The sequence below is a fragment of the Akkermansia sp. BCRC 18949 genome, from assembly GCF_045011645.1.
In the GTDB taxonomy this organism is placed as follows: domain Bacteria; phylum Verrucomicrobiota; class Verrucomicrobiia; order Verrucomicrobiales; family Akkermansiaceae; genus Akkermansia; species Akkermansia massiliensis.
Map to the genome: position 1 here is coordinate 1,031,199 of NZ_CP123619.1, position 17,443 is coordinate 1,048,641.

Sequence of the window (17,443 nt, forward strand, 5' to 3'; positions counted from 1 at the left end):
ACGGGAGGCCCTTTCAACCATTTTCCCGGAGAGGCGTGGCGGCCTGCGGGCTGCGGCGGCCCTTTCCCCTTCCGGAACGGCCTGTTGCGGGGAATGGCGGAGCCGGGAAAGCCGCCGTTCCGGAGGCTGGAGCCATCGGAATCAGGGGGGCGTGGGAACGGCGGGGCGGTCGGAAGACAGGATGAGGCGGAAGCCCAGCGCGTCATCCCGCGTGTTTTCCGGCAGGGGGGTGCGGATGGAGGTGGTGAGCTGCTTGGGGCGGAAGGAGAGGTAGCTGCCTCCGCGGGCCACGCCGTAGTTGCGTATGGGGAGGGATTCCGGCCCTCCGTAGGAATCGTCCACCCATTCCATGACGTTCCCCTCCAGGTCGTACAGGCCCAGATGGTTGGGCGGGAAGGTCTTCACAGGGGCCGTGTACGGCTGCCCGTCCTCATACCCCACGATGACGCGGGAGGAAGGAAGGTAAATCAGGGCGGACTGGTCCGCAAAATTGCCTGTTCTGTCCGGCGGCGGCCAGGAGAACCCCCACGGGAACACCTCCCGGGAGTTTTCATGGGGCAGCGTCTTTTCATAGGGGGAGGACCCCTTTTCATCCGTCAGGCGCACCCAGGAGCTCCATTCCTCGTCTTTGGGCAGGCGGTAGGAGTCGTGCTGGTCGATCAGGCCCTGGGCCCGCTCCTTGTTGGTGAGCCATTTGGCAAAGGCGCGCGCGTCCTGCCTGCTGACGTTTACCACCGGGTGGTTTTCCCCCTGGGGGAAGCCGGGCCGGGCCGGAGCCTTCCTGCCCGTGGCTTTCAGGAACTGCTGGAAGTCCTTCACGCGCACCTCATGGGACATGACCAGGGCGTTTCCCCCTACCGGGGCCATCTGCATGCCCAGGCTGTTGGTCCAGGGCGAGCCGAAGACGACGGACTTGTCCGGCTCCAGCTGGAGGGAAAGGTATAAATCCTGAGGGTCCAGCCCTCTGCGCCGCATGGTGGCGTGCCCCGGCAGTTTGATTTCAATCACGTAGGGCACCTGGTTGACGTATTCCTCAATGGGCGTGCGTCCGATCAGCCTGTTGTTGAAAAAGACGCTGGCTCCCGGCGGATTGGTGGTGACGGTGATGGGGACCTGGAACACGCGCGTGACGTTCAGGACGTAGGCGCTGTGGCCGTCCGCGCTGCCGGACGTCTGCGGCAGTGGATCCGCATTAATGGAAAACTCCTTGCCGAGCAGTCCCTCCCGTTCGCATTTCTTGTTCAGCCACGCCAGGTAGGCCGTGATGCCGTCCTGCGTGAGCAGGGCCACGTCCTTTTCCGGATGGCCCGGTTCCGCCTGCTCCCTCTTCATCTGGTAGTTTCCCTTCTGGTGGTCCTCCTTCAGGAACTTGTTGAACAGGGCGGCGGTGAGAGGGCCTTGCGCCACATGGCGCGTTTCCGCGGGAATGTAGGTGACTCCCTCCGTATCCTTCCACGGCTGGCTGTCCGTGGGGGGATGGTATTCCTTCAGCACGCCGCCCAGGGCCAGCGTGGAGCCGCCCTTGACGGTTCCCGCCTCCTCCTTGTCCGCAAAGCCCGATTTCTTGATGGTGTAGGCCACGGAAGTTCCGGAAGGCAGTTCAATGGGGCCGTAGGGCGTTTCATCCAGGTAATTGCCGTCCGCATCATAAACGGACGCTCCCGCCGGGGAGCTGGTCACCAGCACGTAACCGGTCCGGGACTCCTCCTCCGGTGCGGAGGAGTGGGTTTCCGGGCGCACGTCCGCGGCAGGTTCCTCCGCGGGATGCTGGCTATTGTTGAGCCACAGGGCCCCCCAGTAGGCGGTCAGGGCTCCCGCGACGGCGGCGGCCAGCAGCTGGAGGGTGCGCCTGAGCTTGCGGCGCTTCTTTTTCTTCTGGAGGCGGAAGCGGGTAGGCACTTCATACCCCCGCAGAACGTCTATTTTCTCCGCCAGCTCTTCCGCGGAATCAATGGCGCACTCCTCCACGCGGGGTTCCGCCGCCTGGCAGATGATGGTGTTGAACGCCTGCCACTTCTTGCGCACGGTGCCTTCCGGCAGATCATCCGGAAGCGCGGGAAAATCCATGCGGTCCTTTCCCGTGCTGATTTCATATAAAACCTTGGCCAGCGCGTAAACGTCTGCCCGCCGGGTGCCGGGGCCGTCCGGGGGGATGAACCCCTCCGTGCCTACAAAGCTGCGCTGGTCCAGATGGGCCACTAGGCCGATGTCCGCCAGCTTGGGCCGTCCGTTGACGAAGATGACGTTCGCCGGCTTGATGTCCCGGTGCGTCAGGTTCTTGCTGTGCAGGTACAGCAGGGCGTGGGCAAGCTGGCTGCCTACCTCCAGGCAGTAATCCAGGGGCAGCGGCTTGTTGCCGGAAAACTTCTTGTCCGTCTGGAGCGTGCGGGGAATATACTCGTCCGGCGTGATGTGGACCCCGGTGCGGGCGTCGTCGCCCAGCTCCATGACGTAATAGTAAAACGGGGAATCCTGGTCGTGCCTCCCCACGTGCAGGATGTGGACCAGCCCCGGGTGGTTGCGGGCAATGGGCTCATATTGCAGGATGCCCTCAAACTCCCGGTTGAAGGTGCGCTCATCCTCAAAATCCTCACGCCAGACGATTTTCACGGCGCGCCACGCCCCGGTCAGGGAGCGGGCCAGCCAAACCTCGCCGTAAGCGCCGCTGCCTATCTGGCGCACGACCTCATGGTCCGGAATGGAAGGAGTGGGACGCACCACCCGTTTGACGGGCAGCGTCGGCAGATTGCCGCCGGGCATGGGTGATGCGTCCGAAGTCATGGAGAGTGCGGGAATCAGGAAATAACTCCCAGGTTTTTGCCCACCTTGCAGAAGGCTTCAATCGCCTTGTCCAGTTGTTCGCGGGTGTGGGCGGCGGAAATCTGCGTGCGGATGCGGGCCTGCCCCTTGGGAACGACGGGGTAGAAGAAGCCGACGGCGTACACGCCTTCGTCCAGAAGCTGGGCGGAGAATTTCTGGGACAGCACGGCGTCCCCCAGCATCACCGGGGAAATGGGGTGGTCCTTGCCGCCGATGGTGAAGCCCGCGGCCGTCATGGCGTCGCGGAAATACCTGGTATTCGCTTCCACGCGGTCGCGCGCTTCCGTGGAACCTTCCAGCAGGTCCAGCACCTTGATGGAGGCGGCCACGATGGCCGGGGCCACGCTGTTGGAGAACAGGTACGGGCGCGCCTTCTGGCGCAGGATGTCCACCACTTCCTTCGGGCCGGAAACGTAGCCGCCGGAAGCGCCGCCCAGGGCTTTTCCCAGAGTGCCGGTGGTGATGTCTATCTTGCCGAACAGGCCGCAGTGTTCATGCGTGCCGCGGCCCCTCTTGCCCAGGAAACCCGTGGCGTGGCAATCGTCAAAATGCACGATGGCGTTGTATTTGGCGGCCAGCTCATGAATCTTGTCCAGCTGGGCGATGATGCCGTCCATGGAAAACACGCCGTCCGTGGAAATCAGCTTCACGCGCGCTCCGGCGGCGTCCGCTTCCTGGAGCTTGGCTTCCAGGTCCGCCATGTCGTTGTTGGCGTAGCGGAAGCGCTTGGCCTTGCAGAGGCGCACGCCGTCAATGATGGAGGCGTGGTTCAGGGAATCGGAAATAATGGCATCGTCCGCGGTCAGGAGGCCCTCAAACAGGCCGCCGTTGGCGTCAAAGCAGGAGGGGAACAGAATCGTGTCTTCCGTGCCCAGGAACTGGGAAAGGCGTTCTTCAAGCTGGCGGTGCAGGGTCTGCGTGCCGCAGATGAACCGCACGGAAGCCATGCCGAAGCCCCATTCGTCAATGGCTTTCTTGGCGGCCTCCATCACTTCCGGATTATTGGCCAGGCCCAGGTAATTATTGGCGCACATGTTGATGACGGAGCGTCCGTCCTTCAGCGTCACCTGGGAATACTGCTGGGAGGCGATGAAGCGTTCTTCCTTGTACAGACCTTCCGCACGCAGTCCGTCCAGGGTGGAAGTGAGGATGTTTTTGAATTCAGGGGTATACATGTCGAATAATGGAATATGAATTGAAATAGCCAGCAAGTGGACGATCAAGGATCACACGGTTGCTCCCGCACCTTTATCATTATTGAGCCGTGAAGAAAAGCTTAAAGAACACAAATTGAAGGCAGGGAGAGGACGGAACGGAGAAGCGGAACCCCTCCGCTTATCCTGCGGTGACGGGAAAAACGGGAGCTGGTCAAAGGGGTGCGTTTCCTGAAGAAAAAGAACAGGAAAAATACTCACCGGTCCGGAATGCATGAACGGCAGGCGGGAACGGGAAAGGAGGAGTTCTCCGGAGTATGGGAAATGCATTTGATACACAAAACAAGTGTCAGCGTGCGCTTGAAAAAGTGAAGGCCGGTTTCAACCTCCGGCCATTAAACCCATCATACCCGATCATGAAACTATCCCGTATTTCCTTATGGAGCCTGATCCTGGCAGGGTGCCTGCCTGCCGTGCGCGCCGAATCCTGGAACCAGTTCCCGGAAAGCGGTCCGGAAACCACGCTGGATTCCATGTGGGCGTCCGCGGCCTATGTGCAGACGCTGGTGGAAGCCTCCTCCGCCCAGATAAATATCTCCCGTTTCCGGCAGAAGGGGCCGTCCAACCTGTGGGCGGGCGCCCTGGGCAGCTTTGGCGATGCCGGAATCCGGAACAACCAGCCTTCCTTTGACTACTCAGCCGCCGGCTACGCGCTGGGGTATGACTACGGAACGTATGGAGAAAAATCCGGTTCCCTGCTGGGTCTGGCGTTCGGGCAGATGTTCGGGCACCAGAACATTCAGGAAATGCCGGACTATCCGGACGGCCCCATGGAGGGGGACCGCTTCCGGCAGTCAGCGTGGATGGCCAATCTGTACGGCGCCTTCTTCCGGGAAACGGGGCCGCGGTCCAGCCTGCTTCTTGCCGCGAATGCGGCCTTCGGCAGTACGGAAAACAAATGCCGCCACAGCGATGCGTGGGGAAACGCCTCCAAGTGGGACTCGGAAACGTTCCAGGTGGGGTTTTCCGTCTCCTGGCGCTATCAGGTGACGAACTCCTTCAGCGTGACCCCCTTTATGGGAGTAACGTATGTGCACGGAGCCAACAAGGTGAAAAGGGATGACCGGGGCGGCTACGGCGATTCCTCCTGGTGGGGGGATTACTGGTGGGATGACGACGACTGGGACGACGATGATGATTACAACCAGCGGCGGGACAACCGGGGCACGTTTGACAACGTGTCCATGGCGATGGGAGTGACGCTGGAACACGTTCTCCGTCTGTCCGGAAACACCGTATGGATCAATGCCCTGTCCGGGAGCTACTGCCCGGACATCTACCGGAACGATCCCCATTACACGTTCCGGGACGGCTGGTGGGAAGGGGATGAATACCGGGAATCCTGGTACAAAGGGAAGGGTTATTCTCCCGGAAAGCAGTCATTCAAGGTCAAGCTGCTGTCCAGAATGGTCTTCAATGACAGATGCTCCGTCTTCGCCTCCTACCAGGCGCACTTCAGGGAATCCTTCCTGGAGCACCAGGCGGCGCTGGGCGTCTCCGTCTCTTTCTGAACATTAATGCCGCCGGGGGAAAGCCGAATGGAAAAGAATTAGGCTTTCTCCCGGATGGCTCAGAGGGAAGGGGAGGCGGAGGGCGCCTGTTTTTCCTTGCCGGGGCAATCCCCGGTTTTCAGGGAAAACTCCAGCATCCGGTCCCCCTCAAACGTGAAAAACGCCTCAAACCGTTTCCCGTCCAGCATGGCGGGAAGCCAGAACCGGTCGTCCTGCCACATGAGATCGTAGGGAATCCCGTCCACCGGGCACCAGAAAGGCTCCGCCTCCGGCGTTTCCGAAGGGGTGCCCTTGAAGGAGGAGGCCATGAACACGTGGCAGCGGATTTCCGGAATGGTGCCGCACGTGAAGGAAAAATTCAGCACGCCCATTTCCCGGGCGTCCGCAACGTCAATGCAGAGTTCCTCCCGGACCTCCCGCAGCACACACTGGAGGGCCGTTTCCCCCGGCTCAAACTTCCCTCCCGGTCCGTTGACCTTCCCCGCGCCGATCCCCCTCTTCTTGCGTATCAGGAGAATCCTTCCGTCCTGCACCACAAACATCAGGGTGGCGAGGATATCGGGGGTCCACTGGGCGGGCCATTGAAAGCCGCTGCTTCTGTCTTGCATGAGCGCATGTTACAGGATGAGAGGGAAATCATGAAGAAAAATGCGAAACAAGCCCGGTAGAGGCCGGTTCCGGCGGAATAGGCCGTACCGGTAAGGTAGAAAGCCCATCCGTGCTGTGAATCCAAGAGCATGGGAACAAGGTCTCCGGATGGAACCGGACGGGGCCGGTCTTATTCAGTCCGTTCCTTCCAGCAGGTCCTCTTTCCTGACGCGGGAACCCGCAAGGGCATAGGCAAGCATGACCAGCTCACAGAGGAAGACGAGCATCCATGACCAGCGCCAGCTTCCCAGCGCGTCCGTCAGAGCTCCCTGGAGGAAGGGGAAAACGGCGCCGCCGAACACGCCCATCATGAAAATGCCGGAAGCCTTGGCGGTGTATTTTTTCAGCCCCACGGTGGCGAGCGTGAAAATACAGCCCCACATGACGGAATGGAACAACCCTACGGAAACCAGCACCCACAGGTTATGGGTGTAAATGGCGACCAGCGTCAGGATGGCCGCCGCGGAGGTTGCCACCGTCAACTGGACGCGGGGGGAGATATGGTTCAGCCAGCTGGAAACGATGCGCCCCACCATCAGGCCGCCCCAGTACAGGGAGGCCAGCAGAGCCGGAATGCCCAGGTCCACTCCCCACACCACCAGGTTGCTGGAGCCCAGGAACAGCAGCGGTTCATCCGAATTGCTGAGCTCCAGGGCGTGCAGGTTCACGTTGATGCCCACGGACACCTCCGCGCCCACATAAAAGAAAATGGCGATCACGCCCAATGTCAAATGCCGGAAGGACCAGATGCTGCGTTCCAGTTTTTCTCCTTCTCCGGCCGTGGTGTCCCGGATGTTGGGCAGGTAAAGGCGCTTCGTCATCAGGGTGACCAGCGCAATGAGGACGCCCAGGATAAGTAGCGGAAGCATCAGCTGCCGCACGTGGACGCTCTCCATGGGCAGTCCGGCGAACAGGATGCCGGTCACGAAAAACGGCGCGATCGTCGTTCCGAAGGAGTTCACGGCGCAGACGATGTTGAGGCGCTGGACGGGCTGGGTTCCCTTCAATTCATAGGACGTCACGTAGGGGTTAATGACGACCTGCAAGACCGTGGCGGAGGTGCCCATGGCATAGGACCCCGCCAGAAAAATAAAATAGCCGTAGGGAATGCTGGCCCCGGCGATCGTCGTGCGCAGGTCCCCGAACTGGACGGTGAACCATGCGGACAGGAAAAAGACGGCCAGCCCGAGCACCATGAACAGGAGGCCCCGTATCAGTGTGGTCTTGTAGCCGTAACGGTTGATCCAGCGGGAGGCGATGTTTCCGTTCACCAGGTACGCCAGGAAAAAGAAAAAGGGAATCAGCGTGATGAACGTGTTTTTCAAAGCGCCTGCGTCCGACAGGAAGGCGCTTTGCAAAGGCCCCTGGAATTGGCCGTTCACGGTGGACAGGAACCCGACAAGGAAATAAATGAAGGTTAGGGCAAGAAAGGGGCCCAGGCGTGAATGCGGTTGTGTTTCCATGAGGAGGGTGAGAGGTGAAAATGCAGAAAAAGGAAGAGACCGGAAAGGTTTCTTCATGCCGCCCGGAACAGGGTCCGGAAGGCATGAAGAATTGTATGACTACGGAAGAATCAATTTTTCCAGAACGGGGAGCACGCCGTCTTTTTCAAGCTTCTTCACCATGTCCAGGTACTGGCTGACGAACTTGTCCGTCGCCTTCAAATCCGTGCTCCGGAAGGGGGAGAGGGCAAGGAAATCCAGCGGGTCGCCGCTGGCGATCAGCTTCCGGTCCTCCTTGGTCAGCCAGGGCTCGTTCACTTCATAAGCCTGGCCCCGGTCGTCCTTCCCGTGCTTCAGGTAATGGCGGTAGGCGGCCACGAAAAACGCCAGGCGTTCCAGGTCGGCGTCGTCCCTGATCATCTTCGTTAAAACGGGCATCACATACACGGGAATCTTGGAAACGCCGTCAAAGCACAAGCGGCTGATCTGGTCGCTCACCGCCTTGTTGCCGAAGCGTTCCAGCAGGGTCTTCTTGTACAGCTCCAAATCCGTATTCCCCGGAGGCGGAACGTAGGGGCCCGCGTCCCGGTCCATGAAAAGGCGCAGGTAGCGGGCGAACCGTTCATCCCCTACCGCCTCGTCCACCCGGCGGTACCCGGCCAGAAAGGCGGGGTAGGACAGCAGGGAGTGGGACGCGTTCAGCAGGCTGAGCTTCATATTCTCATAAGCGGAAACGTCATCCGTAAACTCAACGCCCACGGCTTCCCAGTCCGGGCGCCCGGCAATGAAATCATCCTCAATCACCCACTGGATGAAATCCTCCGAATAGACGGGGGCGGCGTCTTCCACGCCGCTCTGCGCGTCCAGCCGCTTGACGTCCTCCGGCGTGACGGCGGGCGTGATGCGGTCCACCATGCTGTTGGGGAACGTCACGTTCTTCTTCACCCACTGTGCCAGTTCAGGGTCCTGTGCCTTGATAAAAGAGGTGAACGCCTTCCGGGCCGTGTCTCCGTTGTGCTGGAGGTTATCGCAGGATAGAACGGTTACGGGGCCTGCGCCGTCCTTGCTCCTCTTCCGCAATCCGGCGGACAGGAACCCGAAAACCGTCCGGGGATGGCCGGGGTGTTCCAGGTCATGTTTCACGTCCTTGCTGTCGAGCATGAACTCACCGGTTTCCTTATCCAGATTGTATCCCCCTTCCGTAATGGTCAGCGTGATGATTTTAGTGCGGGGGTCCGCAATCCTGTCGATGACCTTTCCGGGATCCTTCGGCCCCCACGCCAGATCCACCAAGGAGCCTATCTCATAAAACTCGTCCTTGCCGTCGCGGCCGCAGACTGTCAGCGTGTAAAGGCCGTCCTGGCTCTTCAGCGCCTTGTAAAGGGGTTCGTCCTGAGGCAGCAGCGCCACTCCGGAAATTCCCCATTCGTCACGGCCGCCCATGCCCAGAAGCTGGTTCGTGTAAAACTCTTCATGCGCGCGATGGAAGTTGCCCACTCCTATATGGACTATCCCCGGCTGAATGGTTGTCCTGTCATAGGGGACGGGAGCCCCCGGAATCTTCGCCTTGCCCTGTCGTTTCAGTTCCTTCTTCATCATCTTAAAATGAGGTATGGTATTTGCCGTCTCATACTAATGGGCATTTCCGGAGAGGCGGGTGTTAGGGATATGCCAGACTTTTTCCCTATCCGGCGGATTGATCACGCGCCGCAAGGGACCGTTCACGGAAAAATCCCGGATTTTTTTACGGGCACGGTTTCCACAGGGCGTGATGGGACCCCGGCAATACGTCCTTTGCCGGCATGACTGGAATGAACCTCTTTTTCCTTTCCTGGAACAGGCGGCGCGTTCTATGCTTTACTATCTCTCCCGGCTTTCCTTTATGCCGGAAGGACCACCTTCAACATTTGGAAAAGCATGTATGACGTCGTAGCCCTCGGAGAACTGCTGGTGGACTTCACCCCCTGCGGAGTGAGCGCCCAGGAACTGCCCGTTTACCAGGCCAATCCGGGGGGAGCCCCCTGCAATGTCCTCTCCATGCTGTCCCGGCTGGGGCGCAGGACCGCCTTCATCGGCAAGGTGGGGCATGACATGTTCGGGAAAATGCTCCGGCGCACGCTTCAGGAGGAAGGCATTGACGATTCGGGGCTGGTCTCTTCCCGGGAAGTCAACACCACCCTGGCCTTCGTCCAGATTGACGAACATGGCGACCGTGATTTTTCCTTCTACCGCAATCCCGGCGCGGACATGAAACTGACCTCCGGGGAGGTGGACATGGCGCTGGTGGAAAACACGCGCGTATTCCACTTCGGGACCATCTCCATGACGCATGACGACGTGCGGCGCGCCACAAGGCACGCCGTCAGCCATGCCCGGGAGAAGGGTGTCCTCGTCTCCTTTGACCCCAACCTCCGGCCTTCCCTCTGGCCCAGCCTGGAGCTGGCCCGGGAACAAATGCGCTACGGCTGCGGCGCGTGCAGCGTCATGAAAATAGAAACGGAGGAACTTCTGTTCCTCACCGGGTGCTCCTCCATGAAGGAAGGGCTGGATGCCCTGAAAAGAGAATTCGGCAATCTCCGTCTCATCCTCGTGACAGGGGGCAGGGAAGGGAGCTGGGCTTCCTATGGAGACACGCTGGTTTACCAGCCTACGTTCCTGAAGGTCAATACCATTGACACGACGGGCGCCGGAGACGCCTTTTTTGGTTCCTGCCTGGACTGGATTCTGGAAACAGGGCTGGAAAACCTGACGGAGGGACAGTTGGCGGACATGCTTTTATTCGCCAACGCCGCCGCGTCCATCGTGACGACGCGCAAGGGAGCCATCCGCTCCATGCCGAACCGCGTGGAAGTCCTGGCCCTGATGGCAGGGGGCGTTTGAAGGGCGTCGTAAATACACAACTTCCTTCATTGGTTTTTACCTGAACTGTTTCCAGCGAGTAAACAAGAGGGAGGACCTTTCATTTCTTGCAGCACATTCCCGTTTCGTGTTGATAAAAGTTGTATAAATATACTGCGGTTTGTCTTGCAATTGTCGATAAACAAAAACCGCAAGCGCTTATGAACAGCAACTTGCGGTATAAAAGGGATGGTGCTCGAGAGGGGACTCGAACCCCTACGTCTTATCGACACTAGATCCTTAGTCTAGCGCGTCTACCAATTCCGCCACCCGAGCATGGGTGCCTTAAGGCGGGGAGTTTTTAGCGCAGAGGAACGAAGATATCAAGCTTTTTCTTCTTTTTTATCCTTTCGATTCCGTTTTTTGAAGAGGGATTTTCTTAGCGGACCGGGAGGGAGGTAGCCACGGGCATGATGGCCGGGCGCAGGGTGACGGCCTTGGTGTCATATTTTTCCGAGGGTTTGAAGAGCCAGCCGGGATCGGTGCTGACAGCTTCAAACCTGGTCGGCTTGAAGATGGGCAGCCTCAGGTTGGAGTTGGGCTCGTAGCCATATTTGCCCGTGTACTTGCCGTAGACCCTGTATTCATAGTTGTTGTCATAGGCGTAGCGCGGGCTCCCGGCGTATTCCGGCAGGCGGTCCGGGGTCCGGCAGGAGCTTTCATCCATGATGACGAGCTGGGCCGTTCTCCAGGTCTGGCCCGGCTGGCGCAGGTACCCCCAGAAACGCGTTGCCGGTACATGGTAACGGCGTCCGACGAAGTAGTTGCCCCTGGGTTCGCGGGCGATTTCCGCATTGCGAGCGTTGATGCCGGCGATGTCTTTTTCCAAGGAGTTGCACTGGGTCAATGCGGGAAGGAGGACGGCCCCCAGCAGGGGAAGCAGGAGTTTGTTCATGGCTGTGATGGTGTTTTTTTCTTGTTTAAGAGCGTTTGAATGGCGGCGGAAGCCGCGAAGAAGCCGAAGGTGCCCGTGATGTGGGCGATGGAGCCGAATCCGGAGTCACAGCCCATTTTCCCCTGGAATTCCGGGTCGCGCGTGCAGGAGGTTTCTCCGTCGCAGGTGGGGTAGACGGGAGTTTCCTGGGAGAAGACGCAGGGGATTTTCAGTTTCCGGGCTTTTTCCCCCAGCGGTAGGCCGTAGTCTTTTTTGAGCTTGTAGCGCAGGCTGGAGAGCAGGGGGTCTCCCTTGGTGCGGGAGAGGTCGCCTATTTCTATTTTGGCGGGGTTGACGCGTCCTCCCGCGCCGCCGCAGGTGACCAGCGGCTGTTTGCTGCGGTAGCAGGAGGCAATAAGATGGGCCTTGGGAACCAGGGAGTCAATGGCGTCAATGATGACGTCCGGTTTCGTCTCCAGCAGTTTTTCCGCATTGGAGGCCGTGTAGAAGCTGTTGATGGAGATGATTTCCGCCTCCGGGTTGATTTGCCGGAGGCGGGCGGCCATGGCTTCCGTCTTGGACTGGCCGATGGTGGACGCCAGCGCGTGGATCTGCCGGTTGGTGTTGGTGATGCAGAGGTCGTCCAGGTCCATCAGGATGATGGTGCCGACGCCCGACCGCGCCAGGGCTTCCGCCGCCCAGGAGCCTACGCCGCCAATGCCGACGACGGCCATGCGGGAGTTCCTGAGGATGTCCAGCCCGCTCCTTCCATACAGGCGGCCTATGCCGCCGAATCTGGCTTCATAGTTCATGGCTGCGTGTTTGAACCGGAGTGGGGAATTAAGGAGAAGACGGGTGCCAGAGGGCCCTTCCGTTTTTCCATCGTGAAGATATAATAGCGGGGGGAAGCCGTTTGTTCCGGGCGGCAGGAGGCGGGAAGGCCTGCGCCCCGGTTCCAGCAGATGAGGCAGGTGTTTCCATGCACAGCAATCAGCATGTCCCATCCACCCCCGTTTTGCTGGGGGATGCCGTCTTTTTTATCCTGGTAGCGTACGATGCCGTCCTGCCGGACGGTAAAGAGGACCATGCGTCCGCAGGAGGGCATGGCGATGGCAGCCGTATTTCTGCATGCTACGGCCAGTTTTCCGTTGTTCCAGGAAAGGGTGACGGGCTGCCGGTTACCCCGCTTTTCCGTGAGGGTGAGTGAGGGATGCTGCCGGAGCAGGCTGTACTGGAGCGCCGGCTGTCCGTCCGGTGTGAGGAAGCAGGATGCGGGAAGCCGATGCCAGCCTTCCCTGTGGGCCATGTTTTGGTAGTCCCTCACGGCGTTTCCGTTGTGTCCGGAACATCCGCAGAGCGCCGTCAACAGGCATGATAAGAGGAAGGCGGTGGCAGTCTGCATGGTCAGGAGGCCGGTTTTTCCACGATTTTGCTGATGCGGGCGATGTTGAGGGCCCTCCCGGTGGCTTCATCCACCTGCACGACGGCTCCGCAGAGGCGCACGGGCCAGTTCGCCACGGGGAATTTGGCCGGCATGGAGGTGCGGAAGCGTTGGATAATGGGTTCCCGTTCCCGGCCCAGCACCCCGACGGCGGGGCCGCACATGCCGGCGTCCGTCAGGTAGGCGGTGCCGTGTTCCAGAATGGTTTCATCCGCCGTCTGCACGTGGGTGTGCGTTCCGATGACGGCGGAGACCAGTCCGTCCAGATTGTAGCCGGTGGAGATTTTTTCACTGGTGGTTTCCGCGTGCATGTCCACAAAGATGACCTGCACGCCTTCTTCCTCCCTGAGTCTTTTGGCTTCCGCTTCCGAGATGAGGAAGGGGTTTTCAAGCGGCGGCTGGATGAAGGAACGTCCCTGCACCTGCATGACGGCTATTTTTCCCCTGGGCGTTTCCACCACCACGCTTCCGTGTCCCGGTGTCCCCTGCGGGTAGTTGACGGGGCGTAGCACGCGCGGTTCGGAGTCCAGCCAAGGAGCCAGTTCCGCCTGGTCCCATACATGGTCCCCCGTCGTGATGACGTCCACTCCCGCATGCAGCAGTTCCTGCGCCAGACGGGGCGTAATGCCGCGCCCTGCGGCCGCGTTTTCACCGTTGACGATGACAAAGTCCGCCCCATGCTCCTTTTTGAGTTCCGGCAGCATGTGCTTCACGGCGGTGCGGCCAGGTTCGCCGACCACATCGCCTATAAAGAGTATGGTAATCATGAAGTGGGACGGGACTGGTGCGGATGGCGGTTTTTACTGCTCTTCCTTGGTGACGGGAACCACCAGCACGGGCACGGGGGATTTCCGCATGACGGAGCTGGCTACGCTGCCCAGAAAGACGGTGGAAAGGAAGCCGTGGTTGTGCTTGCCCACCACGATCATGTCAATGTGGTGTTTTTCAGCATAGTTGATGACCGCTTCGCTGATTTCAAATTCGTCTTCCACAGCCTGGATGATGGTTGCGTCCGTCAGCCGGGAGAGTTTTTCCGCCGTTTTTTGCAGATGGTTTTTTGCGATGGAGATGACTTCGTTTTCCTCCGTCTGGTCCATCACGGGGACAGGCACTTCATCCGGCAGCACGCCGGAGACTTCATAACAGATGCTGGGTTCCACAATGTGGAGCAGATGGATGATGCTGTCGTTGGGGCAAGCCAGTTTGCCGATCTGATGAATGACGGCGTCCGTGGCGTTGGAGAAATCAATGGCTACCAGAATATTCTTCATATCTTCCTGTATAACATTCCGTGCTTTTCCATGCCACTAAAAAACGTGTGCTGTCCCCGGTTCTCCCGGCATTCCATTCCCGGTTCAGATCAGGCCCACGGCCCGGCGCACCCTGTCCAGCACTACGGAGGCCGTTTCCCGAGCCTTGCGGGCCCCTTCTTCCAGCGTCCGGTGCACGTAGTCCTGGTTGGCTTCCAGTTCCGCCCTGCGTTCGCGCGCGGGACGGAAGTATTCCCAGTAGGCGTCAAAGAGGCGTTTTTTGAAGTCGCCATAGCCGCAGCCTCCGTTTTTGAAGTCGCGGACCATGTCTTCATAGCCTTCCGCAGAGGCGAAGAGCTTGTAGAGCTGCAGGATGACGGAGCCTTCCGTGGGCTTGGGGTCTTCCACAGGGGTGGAGTCCGTGGGGATTCTCATGATGAGCTTGCGGACGGCTTTTTCCTCACCGAAGATGGGGAGCGTGTTGTTGTAGCTTTTGCTCATTTTTTGCCCGTCCAGCCCCGGCACGATGGCCGTGCTTTCCGCAATGAGCGCATCCGGCAGCTTGCAGGTGCCTTCGCCGAATTGTTCGTTCATTTTGCCTGCCAGGTCGCGGGTGACTTCCAGGTGTTGCTTCTGGTCCTTGCCTACGGGCACCAGGTCGGAGTCATACATCAGGATGTCCGCCGCCATGAGGACGGGGTAGGTGAAGAGGGCGTTGCTGGGGGAGAACCCCTTGGCGATTTTGTCCTTGTAGGAGTGGCAGCGTTCCAGCAGGCCCACCGGGCAGACGGTGCCGAGTATCCAGGCCAGTTCATTGACTTCCGGCACGGAGGACTGGCGGAAGAAGACGCATTTTCCAGGGTCCAGGCCCACGGCCAGAAAGTCCGTCGCCAGGTTTTTGCAGTTTTCCCGCAGGGCCTCCGCGTCGTGAACGGTGCTCATGGCGTGGTAGTCCGCCAGAAAGTAGTAGGATTCTCCGCGTTCCTGCATGCGGACGGCTGGTTCCATGGCTCCGAAGTAGTTGCCGACATGCAGCTTGCCGCTGGGTTGAAGTCCTGTGATGATACGCATTGCGCGCAGGATTTTGCCTGTTCGCGCCCGGCAAGTCAAGAAAGGGGAGAGTCAAAGACTGGCGGGGAGGCTGGCCGGGCGCCTCGCCTGTTCCGGTATGCGTCCTGCGTTTGTTCTCTCTCTTTTTCATGCCTGCCCGGAGCGTTTTCTTGGGCATGAAGAGAAGAAGCGGCGGCGGGAGTTTATTCTCCCCCCGCTTCCAGCGCTTCCAGCACGTTGTGCACGCCGTCCGCAAAGCTTGGGTAGAGCGGCTCCCAGCCCAGGGCCAGAAGGCGGGAGCAGGAGATTCTCTGGCTGGAAAAGCCGCGGCGCGCTTCCGCCTGGAGCGGTTCGGGCTGTGGCGCGGGCATGCCCAGCAGTCCGGAGAGGTAAGAGTAGATTTCTCCCAGCTGCATGGGGGTGCGGTCCGTCAGGTTGTAGATGCCGGTGGGCGGTTCCCGGAGCGTGCAGAGCAGATGCAGGGCGGCCACGGCGTCATCCCGGTGGATGTAGTTGATCCACCTGTCCATGTTTCCGGGGAGGGCCGCGCCCTTCTTGCAGTATTGGGAGACGAGCACGCAGCGGTCCGGCCCGTAAAGAGCTCCCAGCCGGACGACGGTGCCTCCCGCGGCCAGAACCGCCTGTTCCGCCTGAATGAGGAGGCCGCTTTTTCCGGAGGCGGGGTAGACGTTATGTTCCTCTGTGATCCAGCGTCCGTCCGTGATGCCATAGACGGAGGTGCTGGAGCAGAAGATGACCGGCGTTCCGGGGAAGGCTTCCAGCGTGTTCTGCGTTCCGCGGATGTAGAGGCTGCGGTAGGCTTCCTCTGAGCCTCCCCGCGTGCTGGCGCACATGACGATGATGTGGGGGGAGGGGATGCGGGCGGCCAGGCTGTGCATGGAGGCTCCCTCCGTGACGTCCGCTTCATAAATGGCTTTCTGTGCGTCAATGTCCGCCGTAAGGGCCGTGTGACCGGCTTGCCGCAGGCTCTCCGCCAGCGCTTTTCCCAGGTAGCCCGTTCCCAGAATGAGGACGGAGCGGGGTTCTGTACACAGGAGGCCGGTCATGAGTCTTTGCGGAGGTGTTTGAGTTCCAACAGTGTTTCAGCGCGGGAGACATCTTCCGGCCAGGTGATTTTGGGATTTGGCTCATGGTTGTGCACCAGCCGCGTGGGATGGCCGATGAGCTGCAGGGCGGTTACTTCATCCGTCACCTGCATGTTCCGTTCCGTGACTTCCACATACGCATCCAGCAGGAGCGGGTATTGGAAGACCTGCGGGGTTTCCATGCACCACAGGCCGTCCCGGTCCACCTGCTCCGGCAGGGTGAAGCGTTCTTCGTCCGCGCGCTTCAAGGTGTCCGTCACGGGATGCGCGGAAGCGGCCGCTCCGCATTCCCTGGCAGTCTGGATGCAGCGGGAGATTTGCTCTACCGTGATGAGGGGGCGCGCTCCGTCGTGCACGGCCACAAGTTCCGGCGTGTAGAGAAGGGCTGCCAGGCCGTTCTGCACGGATTCATGCCGTTCCGCTCCTCCGTCCACGCGGGTGACGGGTATTTCCGTCTCCAGGTCCGCAGCATCAATGGCGCGGAAGCGCTCTTCCGGGCAGACGACCACGATTTCCGTGATTTCCCGGCAGTTGGCAAAGGCCCGGATGCTGCGTTCCAGCACCTTGACGCCGTGCAGGGGGGCCAGCAGCTTGTCAAATCCGGCGCGCCGGGAGGACCCGGCCGCTACAATGATGGCGGCACAGCATTTCATGATAGTCTGGCTGACACCATGCGGGCCAGTTCCTTGCCGTTGACCCTGCCGGCGGTGCGTTCCTGCATGAGTTTCATGACCTGTCCCATGTCTTTTTTGGTGGAGGCTCCCGTTTCCTTCAGGACGGCTTCCAGCATGGCTTCCGTTTCCTCTGCGGTGAGTTCAGCAGGCATGAATTGCTTGAGGACGGCGATTTCCGCTTCTTCCTTGTCGGCCAGTTCCGGGCGTCCGGCGGAGCGGAATTGTTCCGTAGAGTCTTCGCGCTGCTTGATTTGCTTGCGGACCACGGCCAGCTCTTCCGCTTCCTCCAACTGGGTTCCCAGGCCTCCCTTGGCGATGGCCGTGTTCGTCAGAGCCGTCTTGAGGGCGCGCAGCGTGTTGAGGGTGACGGAGTCTTTTGCTCTCATGGCGGTTTTCATCCCTTCCATGATTTGGTCTGAAATCTTGCTCATATCCCCATTAACTAAGCGCATCCCCACGTGTACTTCAAGCCGTAAATTGAAAAAGGCCGCCAGCGCGGGAAATGCCCGCCGACG

General features: G+C 60.0%; 16 protein-coding genes and 1 tRNA gene. 2 read left to right on the forward strand and 15 right to left on the reverse strand.

Annotated features, from left to right (window positions below; genetic code table 11):
* Positions 1-141: 141 nt before the first annotated feature.
* Positions 142-2,781 carry an SUMF1/EgtB/PvdO family nonheme iron enzyme gene (locus tag P8A25_RS04300; protein ID WP_215442744.1) on the reverse strand — a complete coding sequence of 880 codons (2,640 nt, stop codon included), beginning with the start codon at positions 2,779-2,781 and terminating at the stop codon, positions 142-144.
* 14 nt (positions 2,782-2,795) lie between these two features.
* Entirely contained in the window at positions 2,796-3,995 is a 1,200-nt protein-coding gene (gene kbl, locus P8A25_RS04305; RefSeq protein ID WP_215442743.1) for a glycine C-acetyltransferase, read from the reverse strand.
* 395 nt (positions 3,996-4,390) lie between these two features.
* Between kbl and P8A25_RS04310 the strand changes: the two genes are divergently transcribed.
* Entirely contained in the window at positions 4,391-5,545 is a 1,155-nt protein-coding gene (locus tag P8A25_RS04310) for an autotransporter outer membrane beta-barrel domain-containing protein (RefSeq protein WP_215442742.1), read from the forward strand.
* A gap of 59 nt (positions 5,546-5,604) precedes the next feature.
* Here P8A25_RS04310 and P8A25_RS04315 read toward each other — a convergent pair whose 3' ends face one another.
* The 3 genes from P8A25_RS04315 to P8A25_RS04325 all read right to left on the reverse strand — a co-directional run bounded on the left by P8A25_RS04315 (position 5,605) and on the right by P8A25_RS04325 (position 9,234).
* A complete protein-coding gene (locus P8A25_RS04315; RefSeq protein WP_215442741.1) occupies positions 5,605-6,153 on the reverse strand; it encodes an 8-oxo-dGTP diphosphatase in 549 nt (182 codons plus the stop codon).
* Positions 6,154-6,327: 174 nt separating this feature from the next.
* Positions 6,328-7,656: an MFS transporter gene (locus P8A25_RS04320; protein WP_102726786.1), complete on the reverse strand. Its 1,329-nt coding sequence runs from the start codon at positions 7,654-7,656 to the stop codon at positions 6,328-6,330.
* A 99-nt stretch (positions 7,657-7,755) separates the two neighbouring features.
* Complete coding sequence (locus P8A25_RS04325; protein ID WP_215442740.1) at positions 7,756-9,234, reverse strand: mannitol dehydrogenase family protein; 1,479 nt, start codon at positions 9,232-9,234, stop codon at positions 7,756-7,758.
* 318 nt (positions 9,235-9,552) lie between these two features.
* On the opposite strand from P8A25_RS04325, the gene P8A25_RS04330 reads away from it, so the two are divergent.
* Positions 9,553-10,515, forward strand: coding sequence for a carbohydrate kinase (locus P8A25_RS04330; protein WP_215442739.1), 963 nt, complete (start codon positions 9,553-9,555; stop codon positions 10,513-10,515).
* Between the two features lie 208 nt (positions 10,516-10,723).
* On the opposite strand, the gene P8A25_RS04335 is transcribed toward P8A25_RS04330, so the two are convergent.
* From P8A25_RS04335 to P8A25_RS04380, 10 genes are all read right to left on the reverse strand, one after another.
* A tRNA-Leu gene (locus P8A25_RS04335) sits at positions 10,724-10,809 on the reverse strand.
* Positions 10,810-10,912: 103 nt separating this feature from the next.
* On the reverse strand, positions 10,913-11,428 hold the full coding sequence (locus tag P8A25_RS04340) for a hypothetical protein (protein ID WP_022397011.1): 516 nt from the start codon (positions 11,426-11,428) through the stop codon (positions 10,913-10,915).
* A complete protein-coding gene (locus tag P8A25_RS04345) occupies positions 11,425-12,219 on the reverse strand; it encodes a ThiF family adenylyltransferase (protein ID WP_215442738.1) in 795 nt (264 codons plus the stop codon). The genes P8A25_RS04340 and P8A25_RS04345 overlap by 4 nt, the downstream gene beginning before the upstream one ends.
* Positions 12,216-12,809, reverse strand: a complete 594-nt coding sequence (locus tag P8A25_RS04350; protein ID WP_102729594.1) for a hypothetical protein — start codon at positions 12,807-12,809, stop codon at positions 12,216-12,218. The genes P8A25_RS04345 and P8A25_RS04350 overlap by 4 nt, the downstream gene beginning before the upstream one ends.
* A 2-nt stretch (positions 12,810-12,811) precedes the next feature.
* Complete coding sequence (locus P8A25_RS04355) at positions 12,812-13,615, reverse strand: TIGR00282 family metallophosphoesterase (RefSeq protein ID WP_102721361.1); 804 nt, start codon at positions 13,613-13,615, stop codon at positions 12,812-12,814.
* A 33-nt stretch (positions 13,616-13,648) separates the two neighbouring features.
* Positions 13,649-14,119, reverse strand: coding sequence for a universal stress protein (locus P8A25_RS04360; protein ID WP_022397015.1), 471 nt, complete (start codon positions 14,117-14,119; stop codon positions 13,649-13,651).
* Positions 14,120-14,203: 84 nt separating this feature from the next.
* Positions 14,204-15,169, reverse strand: coding sequence for a tryptophan--tRNA ligase (trpS, locus tag P8A25_RS04365; RefSeq protein WP_215442737.1), 966 nt, complete (start codon positions 15,167-15,169; stop codon positions 14,204-14,206).
* A gap of 182 nt (positions 15,170-15,351) precedes the next feature.
* Complete coding sequence (locus P8A25_RS04370) at positions 15,352-16,215, reverse strand: NAD-dependent epimerase/dehydratase family protein (RefSeq protein ID WP_215442736.1); 864 nt, start codon at positions 16,213-16,215, stop codon at positions 15,352-15,354.
* Complete coding sequence (gene ispD, locus P8A25_RS04375; protein ID WP_102726756.1) at positions 16,212-16,907, reverse strand: 2-C-methyl-D-erythritol 4-phosphate cytidylyltransferase; 696 nt, start codon at positions 16,905-16,907, stop codon at positions 16,212-16,214. Before ispD ends, P8A25_RS04370 begins: the two co-directional genes overlap by 4 nt.
* Positions 16,904-17,359: a GatB/YqeY domain-containing protein gene (locus P8A25_RS04380; protein ID WP_022397019.1), complete on the reverse strand. Its 456-nt coding sequence runs from the start codon at positions 17,357-17,359 to the stop codon at positions 16,904-16,906. Before P8A25_RS04380 ends, ispD begins: the two co-directional genes overlap by 4 nt.
* Between the last annotated feature and the right edge of the window lie 84 nt (positions 17,360-17,443).

What these genes read in the sequence shown, in the direction of transcription:
- P8A25_RS04300 (WP_215442744.1), bottom strand. Translation starts at nt 2,781, where the DNA reads ATGACTTCGGACGCATCACCCATGCCCGGCGGCAATCTGCCGACGCTG.
- kbl (WP_215442743.1), bottom strand. Translation starts at nt 3,995, where the DNA reads ATGTATACCCCTGAATTCAAAAACATCCTCACTTCCACCCTGGACGGA.
- P8A25_RS04310 (WP_215442742.1), top strand. Translation starts at nt 4,391, where the DNA reads ATGAAACTATCCCGTATTTCCTTATGGAGCCTGATCCTGGCAGGGTGC.
- P8A25_RS04315 (WP_215442741.1), bottom strand. Translation starts at nt 6,153, where the DNA reads ATGCAAGACAGAAGCAGCGGCTTTCAATGGCCCGCCCAGTGGACCCCC.
- P8A25_RS04320 (WP_102726786.1), bottom strand. Translation starts at nt 7,656, where the DNA reads ATGGAAACACAACCGCATTCACGCCTGGGCCCCTTTCTTGCCCTAACC.
- P8A25_RS04325 (WP_215442740.1), bottom strand. Translation starts at nt 9,234, where the DNA reads ATGATGAAGAAGGAACTGAAACGACAGGGCAAGGCGAAGATTCCGGGG.
- P8A25_RS04330 (WP_215442739.1), top strand. Translation starts at nt 9,553, where the DNA reads ATGTATGACGTCGTAGCCCTCGGAGAACTGCTGGTGGACTTCACCCCC.
- P8A25_RS04340 (WP_022397011.1), bottom strand. Translation starts at nt 11,428, where the DNA reads ATGAACAAACTCCTGCTTCCCCTGCTGGGGGCCGTCCTCCTTCCCGCA.
- P8A25_RS04345 (WP_215442738.1), bottom strand. Translation starts at nt 12,219, where the DNA reads ATGAACTATGAAGCCAGATTCGGCGGCATAGGCCGCCTGTATGGAAGG.
- P8A25_RS04350 (WP_102729594.1), bottom strand. Translation starts at nt 12,809, where the DNA reads ATGCAGACTGCCACCGCCTTCCTCTTATCATGCCTGTTGACGGCGCTC.
- P8A25_RS04355 (WP_102721361.1), bottom strand. Translation starts at nt 13,615, where the DNA reads ATGATTACCATACTCTTTATAGGCGATGTGGTCGGCGAACCTGGCCGC.
- P8A25_RS04360 (WP_022397015.1), bottom strand. Translation starts at nt 14,119, where the DNA reads ATGAAGAATATTCTGGTAGCCATTGATTTCTCCAACGCCACGGACGCC.
- trpS (WP_215442737.1), bottom strand. Translation starts at nt 15,169, where the DNA reads ATGCGTATCATCACAGGACTTCAACCCAGCGGCAAGCTGCATGTCGGC.
- P8A25_RS04370 (WP_215442736.1), bottom strand. Translation starts at nt 16,215, where the DNA reads ATGACCGGCCTCCTGTGTACAGAACCCCGCTCCGTCCTCATTCTGGGA.
- ispD (WP_102726756.1), bottom strand. Translation starts at nt 16,907, where the DNA reads ATGAAATGCTGTGCCGCCATCATTGTAGCGGCCGGGTCCTCCCGGCGC.
- P8A25_RS04380 (WP_022397019.1), bottom strand. Translation starts at nt 17,359, where the DNA reads ATGAGCAAGATTTCAGACCAAATCATGGAAGGGATGAAAACCGCCATG.